The following is a 17,949-nucleotide window of genomic DNA, read 5'->3' as shown; positions in this document are numbered from 1 at the left end:
CAACTCCCGACGCGCGACACCGGCCTCGCCGAGCACTGGGCGAGAACGAACGCGCACAGCATCGATGGGCTACCCGCGCCGGACCAGGTCACGGAGTCCGCTCCCTGACCTGGACGTACTCCAGGCGATGCTCCACGACAGCGCCGTCGGGCAGGTCGTGGATCAGCTCCAGCAGCGAGTCCGCGATCTCCGGTGCGAGGCCGCCGTCGTAGCCCTGCGCGTCGAGGCTCGAACGGATGGCCTCCACGTAGTCGTCGCGGCTGAGCCCTTCCAGCGTGCGCACCATCGCCGTGGTGGTCGCCCGGTGCGAGTTGAGCCCGGCGAACGCCCGACCGCAGCCGCAGCCGCGGTCGGGGTCGAGCCAGTCGTCCGCGCACATCGGCGCGATCCACACCAGTTCACCGTCGACACACCAGTGGTAGTCGCTGTCCCTTGCGCCCTGCGTGGCCGCCGTCGCGACCAGAACCTTGATCATGGTCGGTGATCCCCCCTCGGTTGCCGTCTCCCGACAGGCCTACCAGTAGGCACCGACACAACCGGCGCTCAGCCGGTCTGCGCGCGCTCGCGGTGGCTGCGTTCGATCTGCTCGATCTTGGCGACCTTCGGTGCCGACCGGCCGCCCTGGAACTCCGAGTCGAGCCAGTGGTCGACGATGTCCTTGGCGACCTCACGTGCCACGGTCAGCGCGCCCATGGTGATCACCTGCGCGTTGTTGGACGCGCGGGCACGCTCGGCGCTGTAGGTGTCGCTGGCCTGCGCGGCCCGCACGCCCGGCACCTTGTTGGCGGCGATAGCCATGCCGATGCCGGTGCCGCAGATCAGCACGGCCCTGTCGTGCTTGCCCCCGGCCACCGCCAGCGCGACACGCTCGGCCACGTCCGGGTAGTCCTCGCTCTCCTCGGCGCTCGTGGTGCCGTAGTCGGCGACCTCGTAGCCGCGCTCGGCGAGATGCCTGGCCAGCTCGCTCTTGAGCTCGAAGCCCAGCTGGTCGCTGCCCACGGCGATGCTGCTCATCTGCCCGCTCCTCTCGCCCTCATCACACGATTGACGTGAACAACACACCAACCGTGAGACGCATTCAGGGCACGTCGTGCACGTCCAGGCCGCTCAGGCCCACACGTCACATTCTAGCTGTTATTTCTAACAACTAGAAGGGGGGAATTGAACAGTGTCTGTGTTACCTCCGGTCGCTCAGGAACAGACGGCGCCCTGTGCGGCCGAGCCGACCAGCTTGGCGTACTTGGCGAGCACGCCCGTGCGGCGTGGCACCGCGGGCAGCTGCCACCCTTCGGCCCTGCGTGCCAGCTCGGCCTCGTCGACCCCGAGGTCCAGGGTGCGCTTGTCCATGTCGAGCACGATCGGGTCGCCGTCGCGGACGAAGGCGATCGGCCCGCCGTGCGCCGCCTCCGGGGCGACGTGGCCGATGCACAGGCCGGTGGTGCCGCCGGAGAACCGGCCGTCGGTGAGCAGCAGGACGTCCTTGCCGAGGCCCGCGCCCTTGATGGCGCCGGTGACGGCCAGCATCTCCCGCATGCCGGGTCCGCCGCGCGGGCCCTCGTAGCGGATCACCACCACGTCACCCGCCTTCAGCTCGCCCAGCGCGTCCATGGCGGCCTGCTCGCCGTCGAACACACGCGCGGTGCCCTCGAAGCGGGTGGAGTCGAAACCCGCGCTCTTGACCACCGCACCCTCGGGCGCCAGCGTCCCGTGCAGGATCGTCAGCCCGCCGGTCGGGTGAATGGGGTCGGTGAGCTTGCGGATGACCTCGCCGTCGAGCTCGGGCGGGCCCAGCTCGGCGAGGTTCTCGGCCACGGTCCTTCCGGTGACCGTCAGGCAGTCGCCGTGCAGCAGCCCGGCGTCCAGCAGGGCCTTCATCACCACGGGCACCCCGCCGACGCGGTCGACGGCCGTCATCACGTGCCTGCCGAACGGCTTGACGTCGGCGAGGTGCGGCACCCGGTCGCCGATGCGGGAGAAGTCGTCCAGGGTCAGCTCCACCTGGGCCTCGTTGGCGATGGCCAGCAGGTGCAGCACCGCGTTCGTGGAGCCGCCCAGCGCCATCACCACGGCGATGGCGTTCTCGAACGCGTCCCGGGTGAGGATGTCGCGGGCCGTGATGCCCATGGCCAGCATGTCGACGACGGCCTCGCCGCTGGAGCGGGCGAACCGGTCGCGCCGCCGGTCCACCGACGGCGGGCTGGCCGATCCGGGCAGCGACATGCCCAGCGCCTCGGCCGCGCACGCCATCGTGTTGGCCGTGTACATGCCGCCGCACGCGCCCTCACCCGGGCAGATGGCGCGCTCGATCCTGTCGACCTCCTCGCGGCTGATGAGCCCGCGAGCGCAGGCGCCGACGGCCTCGAACGCGTCGATGATGGTCACCTCGCGCCCGTCGACCGTGCCGGGCAGGATCGAGCCCGCATAGAGGAACACGGCCGCGACGTCGAGCCGCGCGGCAGCCATGAGCATGCCGGGCAGGCTCTTGTCGCAGCCGGCGAGCAGCACGGCGCCGTCGAGCCGCTCAGCCTCCATCACCGTCTCCACCGAGTCGGCGATCACCTCGCGCGACACGAGCGAGAAGTGCATGCCCTCGTGGCCCATGGAGATGCCGTCGGACACCGAGATGGTGCCGAACTCCATCGGGAACCCGCCGCCGCCGTGCACGCCCTGCTTGCTGGCCTCGGCGAGGCGCTGCAGCGACAGGTTGCACGGCGTGATCTCGTTCCACGACGAGGCGATGCCGATCTGGGGCTTGGCGAAGTCCTCGTCGCCCATGCCGATCGCGCGGAGCATCCCGCGTGCTGCGGCCCGCTCGACACCGTCGGTGACCTCGCGGCTACGTGGTTTCAGATCGTGTTCGGCCATAGGGGGATCATGCCTCAGATCGGAGAGGGCACAATGCCCTTCGTGGCTGAGACTGTGCCGACGCTGTCGATTGACCAGAAGATCGCCGAGGAACTCGGTGTCCGCCCCGCGCAGGTGCGGGCCGCCGTCGGGCTGCTCGACGACGGCTCGACCGTGCCGTTCATCGCGCGGTACCGCAAGGAGGTGACGGGCGGCCTCGACGACACGCAGCTGCGCACGCTGGAGGAGCGGCTGCGTTACCTGCGGGAGCTGGAGGAGCGGCGCGCCGCGATCCTCGACTCGATCGCCGCGCAGGGCAAGCTGGACGCCGAGCTGGAGGCGCGCATCAAGGCCGCCGACTCCAAGGCCCGGCTGGAGGACATCTACCTGCCGTACAAGCCGAAGCGGCGCACCAAGGCCCAGATCGCCAGGGAGGCCGGGCTGGAGCCGCTGGCCGACGGCCTGCTCGGCGACCCCACCACCGACCCGCAGGCGGCAGCGGCGGTGTTCGTCGACCCGGACAAGGGCGTGGCCGACGCCGCCGCCGCGCTCGACGGCGCGCGGGCCATCCTGGTGGAGCGCTTCGCCGAGGACGCCGACCTGATCGGCGAGCTGCGTGAGCGGATGTGGAACCGCGGCTGGCTCACCTCGAAGGTCCGCACGGGCAAGGAGGAGGAGGGCGCGAAGTTCGCCGACTACTTCGACTTCGCCGAGCCGTTCACCAAGCTGCCCTCGCACCGCATCCTGGCCCTGTTCCGCGGCGAGAAGGAGGAGATCCTCGACCTCGCGACGGAGCCGGAGGAGCCGCCCGCGCCCGACGCCGGGCCGCGCACCGGGCCGAGCGACTACGAGGTACGCATCGCCGAGCACGCCGGTGTCTCCGACCAGGGCAGGCCCGCCGACAAGTGGCTCACCGACACGGTGCGCTGGGCGTGGCGCACGAAGATCCTGCTGCACCTGGGCATCGACCTGCGCATGCGACTGCGGCAGGCGGCCGAGGACGAGGCGGTGCGCGTGTTCGCCGCCAACCTGCGCGACCTGCTGCTGGCGGCGCCCGCGGGCACGCGCGCCACGATGGGCCTCGACCCCGGTTACCGCACCGGCGTGAAGGTCGCCGTGGTGGACGCCACCGGCAAGGTCGTCGCCACCGACACCGTCTACCCGCACAAGCCGCAGTCGAAGTGGAACGAGGCACTGGTCACGCTGGAGAAGCTGGCGCACGAGCACGACGTGCAGCTCATCGCCATCGGCAACGGCACCGCCTCGCGCGAGACCGACAAGCTCGCCGGTGAGCTGGTGAAGCTGCGGCCGGAGCTCAAGCTCACCAAGATCGTGGTCTCCGAGGCGGGCGCCTCGGTGTACTCGGCGTCGGCGTACGCCGCGCAGGAGCTGCCCGGCTTGGACGTGTCGCTGCGGGGCGCCGTGTCGATCGCGCGCAGGCTGCAGGACCCGCTGGCGGAGCTGGTGAAGATCGACCCGAAGTCCATCGGCGTAGGCCAGTACCAGCACGACCTCGCCGAGTCGAAGCTCTCCCGCTCGCTGGACGCCGTCGTCGAGGACTGTGTGAACGCCGTCGGCGTCGACCTCAACACCGCGTCGGTGCCGCTGCTGAGCCGCGTGTCGGGCATCGGCACCAGCCTGGCGGAGAACATCGTCGCCCACCGGGACGGCAACGGCCGCTTCCGCAGCCGCTCGGCGCTCAAGGAGGTGCCGAGGCTCGGTCCGAAGGCGTTCGAGCAGTGCGCGGGCTTCCTGCGCATCCCCGACGGGGACGACCCGCTGGACGCCTCCAGCGTGCACCCGGAGGCCTACCCGGTGGTGCGGCGCATCCTGGACGAGACGAAGGTCGGCATCCGGGAGCTGATCGGCAACGCCACGGCACTGCGCGGCCTGGACCCTGCGGCGTTCGTGGACGAGAAGTTCGGCCTGCCCACGGTCACCGACATCCTCAGCGAGCTGGAGAAGCCGGGCCGCGACCCGCGCCCGGAGTTCAGGACGGCGACGTTCGCCGAGGGCGTGGAGACGATGGCGGACCTCAAGCCGGGCATGCGGCTGGAGGGCGTGGTGACCAACGTCGCGGCGTTCGGCGCGTTCGTCGACATCGGCGTGCACCAGGACGGGCTCGTGCACGTGTCGGCGATGTCGCACAACTTCGTCAAGGACCCGCGCGAGGTGGTCAAGCCCGGCGATGTGGTGAAGGTCAAGGTGCTGGACGTGGACGTCGCGCGCAAGCGCATCTCGCTCACCCTGCGCCTCGACGACGAGCCCGGCGCCGACCAGCGGGGCTCCGGTGGCCAGGGCGGCCGGGGCGGCGGTGGCCAGCGCAGGGGCAAGCCCCAGCAGGGCGGCAAGCACGGTGGCAAGCAGTCCGGCAAGCAGCGCGACGACCGCCGTGCGCCCGCCGGTGGCGCGATGGCGGAGGCGTTGCGCAAGGCGGGTTACAGCCGGTGAGTGACGCTCGCCGGTGAGGCCGCAATGACGTGGCGAGCCGGGCCGTCAGGCCTGACAATGGTCCAATGACGTCGACCGGAGGCTTGAGCCCGGCTACCCGCGAACGGCTCGAGCGGGAGCTGGAACAGCTACGAGAGCAGCGAGACGCACTGGCACCACGGCTGGGCGACGACCCGCTCGGAGACAGCGCCGACCAGGCCGACCTGCTCGAACGCGCGGAGGTCGCGTCGCGGCTCGACCGGCGGATCGCCGAGATCACCGACCTGCTCGCCGGCGGCCCGATGCCGGACTCGGAGTCCGACCTCCCCTCGGGCACCGAGGTGACGCTGAAGTTCAGCGACGGCAGCGTGGAGGACATGGTCATCGTCGGCATCGCCGAGGAGGCCGACGACGAGTTGTCCGCACTCACCGCCGACAGCCCGCTCGGGCGTGCCATCGCGGGTCACAAGAAGGGCGACACCATCACCTACCGCACCCCGGCGGGCGAGGCGACCGCCGAGATCCTGAAGCTGAAGCCCCCCGCCTGACCCCCGCCCCCCAAAGCTCCCCAATGCGGCATTCGCTCCACTGGATGGAGCGAATGCCGCATTCGTTCCACTCAACGTACCCAATGCCGCATTGGGGAGCTTCTCCCCCGGCTGAAGGGCTACACGTTGTCGCGCGGGATCCTGCGCTGCCAATTGCGGGAGAAGAGGCGGCGCTTGCCCTCGTAGCCGTCGAGGCGCGCGTGCAGCACGAACTCCGTGCGCGTGCAGGACAGTTCCGTGTGCGTCACGGTGGTGGCCTCCCAGTCGCCGCGGGCGAACGTCATCGTCCACTCCGTCTCACCGCGGGCGGAGGCGAAGTCGTCGGCCTGCGACGCGTACCGTTCGCGAGCCCGCCTGGTCACCGACAGGTCGATGTCGGGGAAGTACAGGGTGCCGCTGTCCTTGAGGATCTCCAGTCCCGACTCGTATTGCACGAGGTCCCGCGACACCTGCCAGCGGCGGTCGCCGGGCTCGGTCACGACCGTCGGCATCGGCTCGGCGCCCTCGGGCTCGCCGAACACCGGCGACGGCAGTTCGTCGCCCTGCGTGCGCACCGGCAGCGTGAGGCTGCTCGCCCCGGTGTGCACGGTCAGCCGCGCCGCCTCGGGCGGCGGCCACGCCAGCGGCCAGTACGACGACGACAGCGACAGGCGGATCCGGTGACCGGGCGGGAACGCCTGCGCCACCACGTTGAGGTGCACGCTCACCCGGTAGCGCTTGCCGGGCTCCAGCGGCTCGGGCTCGTCGTGGCCGTTGCGGTGGGCCAGGTTCAGCAGGCCGTACGTGGCCCTGGTCGCGCGGCCGTCCGGCAGCACGTCCGACAGCCGCACCGCCACCATCGCGACGGGCTTGTCCGCCTCGACGTCCAGGTGCACGACGGGTGAGCCGAGAATCTCGACCCGCTCGCTCAGCGGCTCCGTCTCGAACACCAGCGAGCCGCCGTCCTCCTCGCGCTGGTCGTAGGGCAGGTCGGGCGGCGCGTTGTAGGACGCCCACTTGCCGGAGAACTGCCCGACCGACAGCGGCGACTGCACGGTGATCGCCTCCTCGGGCACCTCCTCGCCCTGCTCCCCGAGCCGGTGCCGGGCCAGCGGAAGCTCGACAGGACGCACGTTCGGCGAGGGCCACGACGCCTCACCCACCCAGCGGCCGGGCCGGTCCTCGTACGACGTCGACGGCGGCACGCTGTCCTGCATCCACGTCAGCAGCATCGGGCCGTCCATGACGCCGTTGTCGATGTCCTTGAGCCAGTGGTCCCACCAGCGCACGAGCTCCTGCAGGTACCCGATCGCGGGCCCGGGCTCGCCCAGGTGCGGGTACTTGTGCGACCACGGCCCCACCAGGCCCTTGCGCGGCACGTCCAGATGGGCCAGCAGCCGCGACACGGCGTTGGAGTAGCCGTCGGCCCAGCCGCTGGTGGCCAGCACGGGGCAGCGCACGTCGGAGTAGGTCTCCGACACCGAGGCGTGCAGCCAGTACTCGTCGCGACGCTGGTGCTCGAGCCACTGGTCCACCCACGGCCCGGTGGCCTCGACGCGCTCGCGCCACATGTCGCGCCAGCGCTCGCCCACCAGCGCCGGGTCGGGGGGCAGGGTGCCGTAGGCGAACATCGTGCCCGCCTCGGCGAGGTTGTCCGACAGCAGACAGCCGCCCATGTAGTGGAAGTCGTCGGCGTAGCGGTCGTCGGTGAACGACGAGATGGCGATGGCGTGCAGGCTCTTCGGCTGCCGCACGGCCACCTGCAGCGCGGCGAACCCGCCCCAGGAGATGCCCATCATGCCGGTCCGGCCGGTGCACCACGGCTGGCTGGCGATCCAGTCCAGCACGTCCTCGGCGTCGCGCTGCTCCTGCTCGGTGTACTCGTCGGTGAGCACGCCCTCCGACTCCCCCGTGCCGCGCAGGTCGACCCGCACGCACGCGTAACCGTGCCCGGCGAGGTACGGATGGTGGATCGAGTCGCGGATCGCGGTGAGGTCCCGTTTGCGGTACGGGATGTACTCGAGGATGCCGGGCACCGGCTCGTCGTCCGACCCGGCCGGCCGCCAGATGCGGGCGGCCAGCCGGGTTCCGTCCGAGACGGTGATCCAGACGTGTTCTTCCTCGGTGACCTCACACGGCAGCGAGCCGACCGTGCGCAGCAACGGCTATCCCTCCTCGGCGAACTCGAACGGCAGGGCCGCGATGCAGCGCTCGTACTTGTCCTTCAGCTCCGCCTCGTCCCGGGCGCCGGCGAAGACGTGGGCGAGTTCGAAGCTGTAGCTGTCCTGGCCGGGCAGGTCCGAAAGGCGCATGCCCTCGCTGGGCACGATGTCCACGATGACACCGGGAAGGTCGCGCTGCACCTTCTCGATCTCGGCGGCAGTGGGCACCCGGCGTACGAGCGCGTCGGAGAACCGGCGATGGTACCACTTGGCCGCGATGCCGTAGGGGCCCTCGCGGTGAAGCGGCTCGGGGTCCTGGCCGAGCCCCACGCGGACCATCGTCTCGTGGTTGGGCACACCGTCGACGTAGGCGAACATCTCGGCGTGCGACTGCGAGTGCCGCGGGTTGATCTCCAGCAGGCACACCTTGCGGGCGTCGGGGTTGTAGAAGAACTCGATGCTGAACGTCGAGTCGTCCATGCCCACCTGCTTGATGGTGCGCACGGAGGTGTCGACGAGCTGCTCGATCGCGTCGGCGGGCAGCTGCGAAGGGTACTGGTGCCGCAGGAACGACGAGCGGCCCGGGTAGTCGATGGAGTCCAGCACGCCGTAGACCACGACCTGTCCCTTGTGCACATAGCCCTCGGTCGCGCACTGCACCCCCGACATCGCCTCCTCGGCCAGGCAGGCGGCGCCGCCGACGTCGGCGATCTCGGCAGGCAGGTCGAGCTTGCCCATGAGGTAGTCGAAGGGCTTGCCGACCCGGTCGATGCCCTCGCGGATCTCGGCCACCGCGCCGTCGAACTCCTCGTCGTCGCGCACCTGGAAGGCCAACTCCGACGAGTAGGACTTCACGGGCTTGAGCCACATCGGGTACCGGACGCCGTCGGGCGGGCGCGGGTCGTCGGTGTCCAGATCGACGATCCCGAAGTGCGGGTAGGCGTCGATGGCCTTGCGCTGCTCCAGCCTGCTCCAGTACTTGTGTTCACATTTGACGATCGACTCCAGCGAAGGCCCTGGCAGGCCGTACTTCTCGCACAGGATCGCCCGAAGGGTGGACACCGGGAAGTCCCAGTAGCCGACGATGGCGTCGATCGAGCCGTCGAAGGCGTCCAGCTGCGCCTCGGCCTTCTGCAGCAGCTCCTCCACCTCGATGTCGCCGACTTGGCATTCTTCGACGCTCAGCAGGCTGTGGAACCGGTAGTCCTCGGCACCGCGGATCCGGTTCAGGGTCCGCGTGTTCTCCTCGTCGAGGGCAAGTACGAAGATGTTTTTCACACGGCCGGGTTTTCCGATCGGCGAAACGCTAAACGTCACCGAAGCCGCGGGCCAGTTCCGCCATGGCCGTGTCCAGCACGTCACACAGTTCGACGCCCGGATGGGCGAGCCAGTGCTCGTAGGCGGCCAGCGCCACCCCGAGTGCCGCGTAGGCGATCGACTGCGGCACGAGCGAGGCAGGCTCCACGCCGAGCCGCGCGGCGGCGAACTCGGCCACCACGGCCCGCCAGTCGCCGTACCGGAGGGTGGAGTGGGCCTGGAGCGCGGGCACCCGCAGGATCAGCTCCAGGCGCCTGCGGTGCCGGGGCACCTCGGCCTCGTCGACCCGGTTGAACTCCACCACGACGGCGCGCACGGCGGCCATCAGCGGCTCGTCGGCGGGGCGGCGGGCGAACTGCTCGCGCATCCGGCCGAGCTGGTCGGTGAACGCGCCCCAGACCACGTCGTTCTTGGAGTCGAAGTAACGGAAGAAGGTACGCCGCCCGATGCCCGCCGCGCGGGCGATGTCGTCCACCGTGGTGGCGTCGAACCCGTCGCGCTCGAACAGCTCGAAGGCCACCCGCTCCAGCTCGTGCTGGCTGGTCGAACGGCGCCGACCTGGCCGAACGGGTAGTTCTGCGGGCTTCTCGGGCATGACCCCTTCCATTTGGCACCGGGTGCCATTATCGTCGTGTCCACGGTCACAACAACTGCTCAGTGAGGAGTAGCTTGCCATGAACGAGTCCGAAGCCACCGAGGTTACCGTCGAGGACGACCTGCTGGTCGAGGAAGTCTCGATCGACGGCATGTGCGGTGTCTACTGAGCCGCTCGCCGCGCCGAGGTTCGATCCGGACCGGCCGTACCGGCTCTCGTCCAGCGTCGCTCTGCGGCCGGAACCGTTCGGCGCTCTCGTCTACGACTTCCACACGAGGAAACTCTCCTTCCTGAAGACGCGACTGCTCGTCGACGTCGTTCGCGACCTGGAGAACCAGCCCGACGCACGGTCCGCGCTCGGCTCCGCCGCCGTGCCCGAACAGGAGCACGCGCGGTATCTCGACGCGCTGGCCGGGTTGCTGTCCGCGGGCACGATCGAAAGCCGGGATCAGCACGAGTGTGCCGGCCCACGCGACTGACGGGGCGGCACACTGCCGAGATCCGAGCGCGCTGACCGGAGGAACGCGATCGTGGCGGCGGGGCGCCCGCACTGCGGCAAAGGGAGAAACATGACCAAGGCAAGTCCCGGCGACGCGATCGCGTCGCGCGCAGACCGGCCGAAAAGGCTGGTCGAGCACTTCCAAACCGGACTGGACGCTCCCATCTGCCTGACCTGGGAGCTGACCTACGCCTGCAACCTGTCCTGCGTGCACTGCCTGTCCTCCTCGGGCCGCCGCGACCCCCGCGAACTGTCCACTGAGGAATGCAAGGCGGTCGTCGACGAACTGCAGCGCCTGCAGGTCTTCTACGTCAACATCGGCGGCGGTGAACCCACGGTCCGCTCGGACTTCTGGGAGATCGTCGAGTACGCCGTGAACCATCAGGTGGGCGTCAAGTTCTCCACCAACGGGGTGCGCATCACGCCGGAACGCGCCCGCTGGCTGGCCGCGACCGACTACGTGGACGTGCAGCTGTCGCTGGACGGCGCCACCGCGGAGGTCAACGACCACGTGCGCGGGCCGGGCTCGTTCGACACCGCCCTGCGCGCCATGGAGAACCTGCGCGACGCCGGGTTCACCGGGTTCAAGATCAGCGTGGTGATGACCCGGCACAACGTGGCTCAGCTGGACGAGTTCAAGCGGCTGGCCGACGACTTCGGCGCCCAGCTGCGCATCACCCGGCTGCGCCCTTCCGGCCGCGGCGCCGACACGTGGGACGAGCTGCACCCCACGGCGGACCAGCAGCTCCAGCTGTACGAATGGCTGATCGCCAACGGGGAGGACGTGCTCACCGGCGACTCGTTCTTCCACCTCAACGCGCTCGGCTCCACGCCACTGCCGGGCCTGAACCTGTGCGGCGCGGGGCGCGTGGTGTGCCTGATCGACCCGATCGGCGACGTCTACGCGTGCCCGTTCGCCATCCACGACGAGTTCCTGGCGGGCAACGTCCGCGACGAGGGCGGCTTCACGTCGGTGTGGCGCACCTCGGAGCTGTTCGAGCGGCTGCGCACCCCGCAGACCGGCGGCGCGTGCACGTCCTGCTCGGCCTACGACTCGTGCCAGGGCGGCTGTATGGCGGCGAAGTTCTTCACCGGGCTGCCGCTGGACGGCCCGGACCCCGAGTGCGTCAAGGGCAACGGCGAGCGCGCACTGGCGCTGGTGGGCGCCGGGGCCGAGAAGCCGAGGCCGGACAAGGACCACTCGCGCCGGGGACGCCAGCGCGACCGCGTGCCGGTGGCCATCGGCTGGGGTCCGCCCGAGCCCGACCGGCTGCCCGACCGCGCCTGCGACACCAGCCCGCTCGCGGGCTTCCGGCCGTGACCACGTCGAGTCCCGGCGACGGGATCGCGTCGCGGGCGAACGCGCCGGGGATACGGATGCTCACAGAGCCGGTCTCGCTGGCCGGCCGCAGCGCACCGTCGCGGGTCCTGTTCGGTCCGCACGAGACGAACCTGGCCAGGGGCAGGGCGATCTCGGAGGCCCACGTCGCTTACTACGAGCGGCGCGCCCAGGGCGGCGCCGGGCTGATCGTCACCGAGACGGCGAGCGTGCACGAGTCCGACTGGCCCTACGAACGCGCCCCGCTGGCGGCCGACTGCCAGGCGGGCTGGGCCTCGGTGGCCGCCGCCTGCCGTCCACACGGGACACTCGTGCTGGCCGGGCTGGGCCACGCGGGCTCGCAGGGCTCGTCGGCGTTCTCGCAGCAGGCGCTGTGGGCGCCCTCGCGGGTGGCGGACGTCGCCAGCCGCGAGATGCCGATGGAGATGGAGGCCGCCGAGATCCGCGCGATCGTCGCCGGGTTCACCCGCGCCGCCGAGTCCGCCGCCGAGGTGGACCTGGACGGGGTGGAGGTGGACGCGGGGCAGCACGCGCTGCTGCGCCAGTTCCTCTCCGGGCTCACCAACCAGCGCGGTGACGCCTACGGCACCGACAAGGCGCTGCTGTTGCGCGAGGTCCTGGCGGCCGTGCGCGCCCGCATCGGCCGCGAGCGCGTGCTCGGGCTGCGCCTGTCGTGCGACGAGCTGGCCCCGTGGGCGGGCATCACGCCGGAGCAGGCCGAGGAGCTGGCTCGCGATCTCGCCCGCGAGGTGGACTACCTGGTGGTCGTGCGCGGCTCGGCGATGGGCACGTCGGCCACCCGTCCCGACTCGCACACCGAGCCGGGCTTCAACCTCGACCTGTGCCGCCGCATCCGCGGGGCCGTCCGGGACACGACCGGCGCGACCTCGGTGATCCTGCAGGGCTCGGTGGTCGATCCGGACCAGGCCGGGCAGGCGCTCGCCGACGGCGCCGCCGACCTGGTGGAGATGACGCGCGCGCAGATCGCCGACGCCGGTCTCGTGCGCAAGCTCGCCACGCCGGAGCGGATCCGGCCGTGTGTGCTCACCAACCAGAAGTGCCGGGTGCGGGACAACCGCAACCCGATCGTCAGCTGCCTCGGCGACCCCCGCAGCGGGCACGAGACGAGCGATCCGCCCGAGGACGGCGCGGACGCCCCGCGCGAGGTGCTCGTCGTGGGCGGCGGCCCCGCCGGGCTGGAGGCCGCGCGGGTGCTCGCCCTGCGCGGGCACCACGTGCGCCTCGTGGAGGCGAGCGACGAGCTGGGCGGCATGCTCACCCTCGCCGCCCGGGTGCCGGGCAGGCAGCGGCTGGCCAGGCTCGGCGCCTGGCTCGTCTCCGAGGTGCGCAGGCTCGGCGTCGACGTCGCCACCGGCACCGCCGCGGACCTGGCAAGGCTCGGCGCCGGCGACGTGATCGTGGCGACCGGGTCGGTGCCAGGGCCCCGCCCGTACACCGTGCACGAGGGCGGCCAGGTGCTCGACGTCGCCGACCTGCTGCGCACGCCGGACGCCCTGCCCGAGGGCCCGGTGGCCGTCCACGACCCGGTGGGCGACGCGGTGGGCGTCGGCGTCGCCGAACTCGCCGCCGCCGCGGGCAGGCCGACCACGATCATCACGCAGGACCAGGTGGTGGGCACGCAGCTCGCGCTCACCGGCGACCTGGCCGACGCCAACGCGCGCCTGCAGCGGGCGGGCGTCCGGCTGGCCAAGCGCAGCGTGCTGCGCGAGGTGCACGCGGACCACGTCGTCGTCACCGACTCCTTCACCGGCGCACCGAGGGAGCTGGACTGCGCCACGCTCATCCACTGTGGACACCGGCTGCCCGACCCCACCCCCGTGCCGGACGGTGTGGCGGAGGCGGGCGACCGCGTCGCGCCGCGGACCGTGCACGAGGCCGTGCTGGAGGGCCGCAGGGCCGCGCTGGCACTGGCGCGAACTCCCGTGGCGGTGCGATCATGAGCGCGGCCGGCCGGTACCGGTACCTGTTCACGCCACTCAAGGTCGGCGCCGTCACGCTGGCCAACCGGGTGGTGTTCTCGGCCCACCTCACCAACTACGCCGTCGACGGCCTGCCGAGCGCGCAGCACGCCGCCTACTACGCCGCCCGCGCGGCGGGCGGGGCGGGGCTCATCATCACCGAGGAGCACTCGACCCATCCGACCGACTGGCCGTACGAGAAGCTCATCCACGGCTTCCACCCCGAGGTGATCCCGGGTTACCGGCGGATCACCGAGGCCGTGCACGCGCACGGCGTGCCGATCTTCGCGCAGCTCAACCACAACGGCGGGCAGGCGTCCAGCATGTACTCGCGGCTGCCCGTGTGGGCGCCGTCGCCGGTACCGGATCCGCTGTTCCGCGAGGTGCCCAAGGCCGTGACCACCGACGAGATCGACGAGATCGTCGCCGGGTACGCCACCGTGGCCGGGCACTGCAGGGCGGGCGGCTTCGACGGCGTGGAGCTGCAGTGCTCGCACTCCTCGATCGTGCGCGGGTTCCTCTCCCCCGCCACCAACATCCGCACCGACGACTACGGCGGCTCCCTGGCCAACCGCGCGCGGCTGCTGCTGCGGCTCGTGGAGGCCGTGCGCGAGGCCATCGGCCCGGACCTGGCGCTGGGGGTGCGGCTGTGCGGCGACGAGCTCATCGAGGGCGGCACCACCATCGACGAGGCCGTGCAGGTCGCCCGCTGGGTGGAGGCCACCGGCAAGGCCGACTACATCAACACCTCGATCGGCGTCGCGACCTCCACGCTCTACATGATCGAGGCGTCGATGAGCGTGCCGCCCGGCTATGCGATGTTCATCCCCAGCGCCCTGCGCAAGGCCGTCGACCTGCCGGTGGTGGGCGTGGGCCGGTTCAAGGACCCGCTGCAGGCCGATCGCGCGCTCGCCGAGGGCCACGCGGACCTGATCGGCGTGGTGCGCGGGCAGATCGCCGACGCCGACTTCGTCGCCAAGGCCCGCTCCGGGCACGCGGGCGACATCCGCACCTGCCTGTCGTGCAACCAGGAGTGCGTCGGCCGGATGGGGCTGAACCGCTGGCTCGGCTGCATCGAGAACCCGCGCACCGGCAGGGAGAGCGTCCCGCTGCCGATGCCGGCGCGGCGCGGGCGCCGCGTGGTCGTGGTGGGTGGCGGGCCCGCCGGGCTGCAGGCCGCCGCCACCGCCGCCGAGCGCGGCCACCAGGTGACGCTGCTGGAGCGGCAGCAGGCCACCGGCGGCCAGGTGAGCGTGGCGGCGAGCGTGCCGAGCCGCGCGGAGTTCCTGGACGTGGTGCGCAACTCGCTCGCCGAGTGCGGCCGCCACGGCGTCGACGTGCGCACGGGCGTGACCGCCACCGCCGAGGTGATCCGCGAGCTGAACCCGGAGGTCGTGGTGCTCGCCACGGGCGCGCGGCCGCAGCCGCCGTACTGGGCCGGCGGGCTGGAGCGCGTCGTGGACGTCCGCGACGTGCTGGTGGGCAGGGCCGCGCCGGAGGGTGAGGTGGTGGTCATCGACGACCTCGGGTTCCACCAGGCGACGTCGGTGGCGGAACTGCTGGCCGACCGCGGCTGTTCGGTGCGCATCTCCACCTCCGGCATGGTCGTCGGGCAGGACCTCGGCGTGACGCTGGACATGGAGACGTTCACCGTGCGCGCGGCCGAGAAGGGCATCACGCAGACCACGGACGAGGTGGTGCTGGGTGCCGAGGAGGACGCCGGTGGTGTGCGGCTGCAGGTGCTGACGCACACCACCGGATCAACCAGCGAGGTCCGCTGCGACTGGGTGGTGTGCGCGACGCACCAGGCGCCCGAGGACGCGCTGTGGCAGGAGCTGTCCGGCTCGGCGGAGTTCGAGGTGCACCGCGTCGGCGACTGCGTGGCGCCGCGCCGGGCACACGCGGCCGTGGTCGAGGGACACCGGGTGGCGGTGGCGCTGTGAACGGGTTCGACACCGGCACGCTGGCCGTCCTGGTGGTGCGCGGTGGGGTGCCGCCGCTGGGTGGCGACGAGGCCGTGGCCGAGGCCGGTGGCGCCGCGCTGCTGGTCGGCACCGGGTGCGCGGACGCCGTCACCGCCCTTCCGCCGCTGCGCAGGGCCTGGTGCGCCGAGGCGGGAGGCTTCGCCGCCGGGGCGTGGTCGCGCGCGCTCGCCCCGCTGCTGGAGCCCGTGGGCCGCCTGGTGCTGCCCGCCTCCGCCGACGGAAGGGACCTCGCGCCCAGGCTCGCCGCCGAGTTGGGCAGGCCGCTGCTGGCCGGGGCCGTCCGCGTCGGCGAACGCTGCGCCGAGCTGGCCCGCCGTGACGGCCGGCTCGCCGTCACCGTGGAGACCTCGCAGCCCTTCGTCGCCACGCTCGTGCCCGGCGTGCGGGGTGCGCTGCCCTACGACGGCACACCCGACGTGGGCACGGTGGAGCTGACCATCGAACCGGGGCACGACGCCCGGGTACTGGAGGTGCTCGAGCCCGACCCGGCCACCGCCGACCTCGCGGAGGCGCCGCGCATCCTCGGCGCGGGCGCGGGGCTGGCCAGGGGGCCGCTGTCCGGGCCCGACGCCGTGGCGCTGCTGGGCAGGGTCGCGGCGGCGCTCGGCGCGTCGGTCGGCGCGACCCGCGTGGTCACCGACGCGGGCTGGGCGCCCTACGAGCGGCAGATCGGCACCACCGGCGTGGTGGTGGACCCGGAGGTGTACGTGGCCTTCGGCGTGTCGGGAGCGACGCAGCACACCGGGGGCCTCGGCACGCCGCGGCACGTGGTGTCGGTCAACACCGACGCCAGCTCGCCGATGACCGCCATGGCCGACCTCGGGCTGGTCACCGACGCGCAGGCGTTGCTGCGTGAGCTGGCCCGGCGACTGGAGAGTGACGACGATGCGTGACAGGGCAGGCCCGGCGGGCGCGGCGGTCACCGTGGCCGAGCCCGAGCGTCCCGCGTTCGACGCGATCGTCGTCGGCGCGGGCCCGGCGGGCTCGGCGGCGGCGCTGGAGCTGGCCAGGGCGGGGCGCTCGGTGGCGCTGATCGAGCGCGGACCGTTCCCCGGCTCGAAGAACGTCTACGGCGGGGTGGTCTACGGGCGGGTGCTCGACGAGCTGATCCCCGGCTGGTACGAGCGGATGCCGGTGCAGCGCTGGATCACGCGGCGGCAGACCATGCTGCTGTCCGGCGAGCGGTCGATGACCGTGGACTTCCGTTGCCAGAGCTGGGGACGGGCGCCCTACAACGGCGCCACGGCGTACCGGGCGGAGTTCGACAACTGGCTCACCGAGCACGCGCAGAAGGAAGGTGCTCTGCTCGTGCCGTCCACTGTGGTCACCGCTGTGCTGCGTACGGCCGAGGGCCGCGTGGTGGGCGTGCGCACCGACCGCCCGGACGGCGACCTCACCGCCAGGGTCGTCATCGCGTGTGACGGCGTGAACTCGTTCGTGGCCAAGCAGGCGGGGCTCTACCCCGAAGGGCAGGCCGAGCACACCACGCTCGGCGTGAAGGAGACGCTGGCGCTGCCGAAGGAGACCATCGACGAGCGGTTCGGCGTCTCCGGCGACGACGGGGTGGACATCGAGATCCTCGGTGGCACGCAGGGCGTGCCGGGCGGGGCGTTCCTCTACACCAACCGCGACACGCTCAGTGTCGGGCTGGTGCTGGGCCTTCCCGGACTGGCGGGGCAGGGACGGCGGCCGGAGGAGATCCTGGCCGAGCTCAAACGCCACCCTTCGATCGCGCCGCTGGTGCGCGGCGCGGAACTGGTGGAGTACTCGGCGCACCTCATTCCGGAGGGCGGCTACCACTCGATGCCGCGGCTGGTCGGCGACGGCCTGCTGGTGGCGGGAGACGCGGCCGCGATGTGCCTCGCCGCCGGGATCTGGCTGGAGGGCGTGAACTTCGCGCTGGGCTCGGGCATGTATGCCGGGCGCGCGGCGGCGCGGGCGCTTGCGGCCGGCGACCTGCGCAGGCTGCGTGACTACCGGAGCCTGCTGGAGTCGTCGTTCGTGCTGGCCGATCACAAGAAGCTGCGCAAGGCCCCGGGCCTGGTGCTCTCCGAGCGCGTGCAGCACCGCTACCCCGGCCTGGTGTGCGACCTCGTGGAGGGCGTGTTCACGGTGGACAACCCCAAGCCGAAGCCGGGCATCCGGCGCCTGCTGCGCCGCTCGGCCAGGAGCAACGGCGTGCGGATGCGCGAGCTGGCCCGTGACGCGCTGACCGGCCTGCGGTCGTTCGGTTAGGGACCGGCGAGAGAGTGGACGAACTGCGATGGCGACC

At 71.9% G+C, this 17,949-nt stretch carries 15 protein-coding genes; 9 read left to right on the top strand and 6 right to left on the bottom strand.

Annotated features, from left to right (window positions below; all coding sequences use genetic code 11):
• Positions 1–88 precede the first annotated feature (88 nt).
• The 3 genes from BAY60_RS11705 to ilvD form a co-directional block, all read right to left on the bottom strand.
• A complete protein-coding gene (locus BAY60_RS11705; protein WP_112280984.1) occupies positions 89–475 on the bottom strand; it encodes a DUF7715 family protein in 387 nt (128 codons plus the stop codon).
• A gap of 68 nt (positions 476–543) precedes the next feature.
• Positions 544–1,014: a ribose 5-phosphate isomerase B gene (gene rpiB, locus BAY60_RS11700; RefSeq protein ID WP_112280983.1), complete on the bottom strand. Its 471-nt coding sequence runs from the start codon at positions 1,012–1,014 to the stop codon at positions 544–546.
• 177 nt (positions 1,015–1,191) lie between these two features.
• Positions 1,192–2,865 carry a dihydroxy-acid dehydratase gene (gene ilvD / locus BAY60_RS11695; protein WP_112280982.1) on the bottom strand — a complete coding sequence of 558 codons (1,674 nt, stop codon included), beginning with the start codon at positions 2,863–2,865 and terminating at the stop codon, positions 1,192–1,194.
• A gap of 33 nt (positions 2,866–2,898) precedes the next feature.
• Between ilvD and BAY60_RS11690 the strand changes: the two genes are divergently transcribed.
• Positions 2,899–5,295 (top strand): Tex family protein, encoded by a 2,397-nt coding sequence (locus BAY60_RS11690; protein WP_112280981.1) that lies wholly within the window; start codon positions 2,899–2,901, stop codon positions 5,293–5,295.
• Between the two features lie 65 nt (positions 5,296–5,360).
• A complete protein-coding gene (locus BAY60_RS11685) occupies positions 5,361–5,822 on the top strand; it encodes a GreA/GreB family elongation factor (protein ID WP_112280980.1) in 462 nt (153 codons plus the stop codon).
• A 119-nt stretch (positions 5,823–5,941) separates the two neighbouring features.
• On the opposite strand, the gene BAY60_RS11680 is transcribed toward BAY60_RS11685, so the two are convergent.
• From BAY60_RS11680 to mftR, 3 genes are read right to left on the bottom strand one after another with little or no spacing between them, the layout of a single operon-like run.
• Positions 5,942–7,960, bottom strand: a complete 2,019-nt coding sequence (locus BAY60_RS11680) for a CocE/NonD family hydrolase (protein WP_170160459.1) — start codon at positions 7,958–7,960, stop codon at positions 5,942–5,944.
• A 6-nt stretch (positions 7,961–7,966) separates the two neighbouring features.
• Entirely contained in the window at positions 7,967–9,241 is a 1,275-nt protein-coding gene (locus BAY60_RS11675) for an ATP-grasp domain-containing protein (RefSeq protein ID WP_112280978.1), read from the bottom strand.
• A gap of 28 nt (positions 9,242–9,269) precedes the next feature.
• Positions 9,270–9,875, bottom strand: coding sequence for a mycofactocin system transcriptional regulator (gene mftR / locus BAY60_RS11670; protein WP_112280977.1), 606 nt, complete (start codon positions 9,873–9,875; stop codon positions 9,270–9,272).
• Between the two features lie 79 nt (positions 9,876–9,954).
• Here mftR and mftA point away from each other — a divergent pair, with 79 nt between their 5' ends.
• The 7 genes from mftA (at position 9,955) to BAY60_RS11635 (ending at position 17,912) form a co-directional block, all read left to right on the top strand.
• Positions 9,955–10,044 carry a mycofactocin precursor MftA gene (gene mftA, locus BAY60_RS11665; protein ID WP_112280976.1) on the top strand — a complete coding sequence of 30 codons (90 nt, stop codon included), beginning with the start codon at positions 9,955–9,957 and terminating at the stop codon, positions 10,042–10,044.
• The gene (mftB, locus tag BAY60_RS11660) at positions 10,034–10,354 is read left to right on the top strand and encodes a mycofactocin biosynthesis chaperone MftB (RefSeq protein WP_112280975.1); all 321 of its coding nucleotides are present in this window, start codon (positions 10,034–10,036) and stop codon (positions 10,352–10,354) included. The genes mftA and mftB overlap by 11 nt, the downstream gene beginning before the upstream one ends.
• Positions 10,355–10,444: 90 nt before the next feature.
• On the top strand, positions 10,445–11,695 hold the full coding sequence (gene mftC / locus BAY60_RS11655; RefSeq protein WP_112280974.1) for a mycofactocin radical SAM maturase: 1,251 nt from the start codon (positions 10,445–10,447) through the stop codon (positions 11,693–11,695).
• On the top strand, positions 11,692–13,674 hold the full coding sequence (locus BAY60_RS11650) for a mycofactocin system FadH/OYE family oxidoreductase 1 (RefSeq protein ID WP_245992447.1): 1,983 nt from the start codon (positions 11,692–11,694) through the stop codon (positions 13,672–13,674). Before mftC ends, BAY60_RS11650 begins: the two co-directional genes overlap by 4 nt.
• Entirely contained in the window at positions 13,671–15,635 is a 1,965-nt protein-coding gene (locus tag BAY60_RS11645; RefSeq protein ID WP_112280972.1) for a mycofactocin system FadH/OYE family oxidoreductase 2, read from the top strand. The genes BAY60_RS11650 and BAY60_RS11645 overlap by 4 nt, the downstream gene beginning before the upstream one ends.
• The gene (locus BAY60_RS11640) at positions 15,632–16,570 is read left to right on the top strand and encodes a mycofactocin-associated electron transfer flavoprotein alpha subunit (protein WP_112280971.1); all 939 of its coding nucleotides are present in this window, start codon (positions 15,632–15,634) and stop codon (positions 16,568–16,570) included. The genes BAY60_RS11645 and BAY60_RS11640 overlap by 4 nt, the downstream gene beginning before the upstream one ends.
• Positions 16,563–17,912: an FAD-dependent oxidoreductase gene (locus BAY60_RS11635; protein WP_112280970.1), complete on the top strand. Its 1,350-nt coding sequence runs from the start codon at positions 16,563–16,565 to the stop codon at positions 17,910–17,912. Before BAY60_RS11640 ends, BAY60_RS11635 begins: the two co-directional genes overlap by 8 nt.
• Positions 17,913–17,949: the final 37 nt, after the last annotated feature.

Origin of the sequence: Prauserella muralis, assembly GCF_003202285.1 — a bacterium.
GTDB lineage: Bacteria > Actinomycetota > Actinomycetes > Mycobacteriales > Pseudonocardiaceae > Prauserella_B > Prauserella_B muralis.
The sequence above is the reverse complement of the archived record's forward strand: the minus strand, read 5'-3'. Positions and strand labels throughout refer to the sequence as shown.

Coding starts and splice junctions, on each gene's coding strand:
- BAY60_RS11705 (WP_112280984.1), bottom strand. CDS start 475: ATGATCAAGGTTCTGGTCGCGACGGCGGCCACGCAGGGCGCAAGGGAC.
- rpiB (WP_112280983.1), bottom strand. CDS start 1,014: ATGAGCAGCATCGCCGTGGGCAGCGACCAGCTGGGCTTCGAGCTCAAG.
- ilvD (WP_112280982.1), bottom strand. CDS start 2,865: ATGGCCGAACACGATCTGAAACCACGTAGCCGCGAGGTCACCGACGGT.
- BAY60_RS11690 (WP_112280981.1), top strand. CDS start 2,899: ATGCCCTTCGTGGCTGAGACTGTGCCGACGCTGTCGATTGACCAGAAG.
- BAY60_RS11685 (WP_112280980.1), top strand. CDS start 5,361: ATGACGTCGACCGGAGGCTTGAGCCCGGCTACCCGCGAACGGCTCGAG.
- mftR (WP_112280977.1), bottom strand. CDS start 9,875: ATGCCCGAGAAGCCCGCAGAACTACCCGTTCGGCCAGGTCGGCGCCGT.
- mftA (WP_112280976.1), top strand. CDS start 9,955: ATGAACGAGTCCGAAGCCACCGAGGTTACCGTCGAGGACGACCTGCTG.
- mftC (WP_112280974.1), top strand. CDS start 10,445: ATGACCAAGGCAAGTCCCGGCGACGCGATCGCGTCGCGCGCAGACCGG.
- BAY60_RS11645 (WP_112280972.1), top strand. CDS start 13,671: ATGAGCGCGGCCGGCCGGTACCGGTACCTGTTCACGCCACTCAAGGTC.
- BAY60_RS11635 (WP_112280970.1), top strand. CDS start 16,563: ATGCGTGACAGGGCAGGCCCGGCGGGCGCGGCGGTCACCGTGGCCGAG.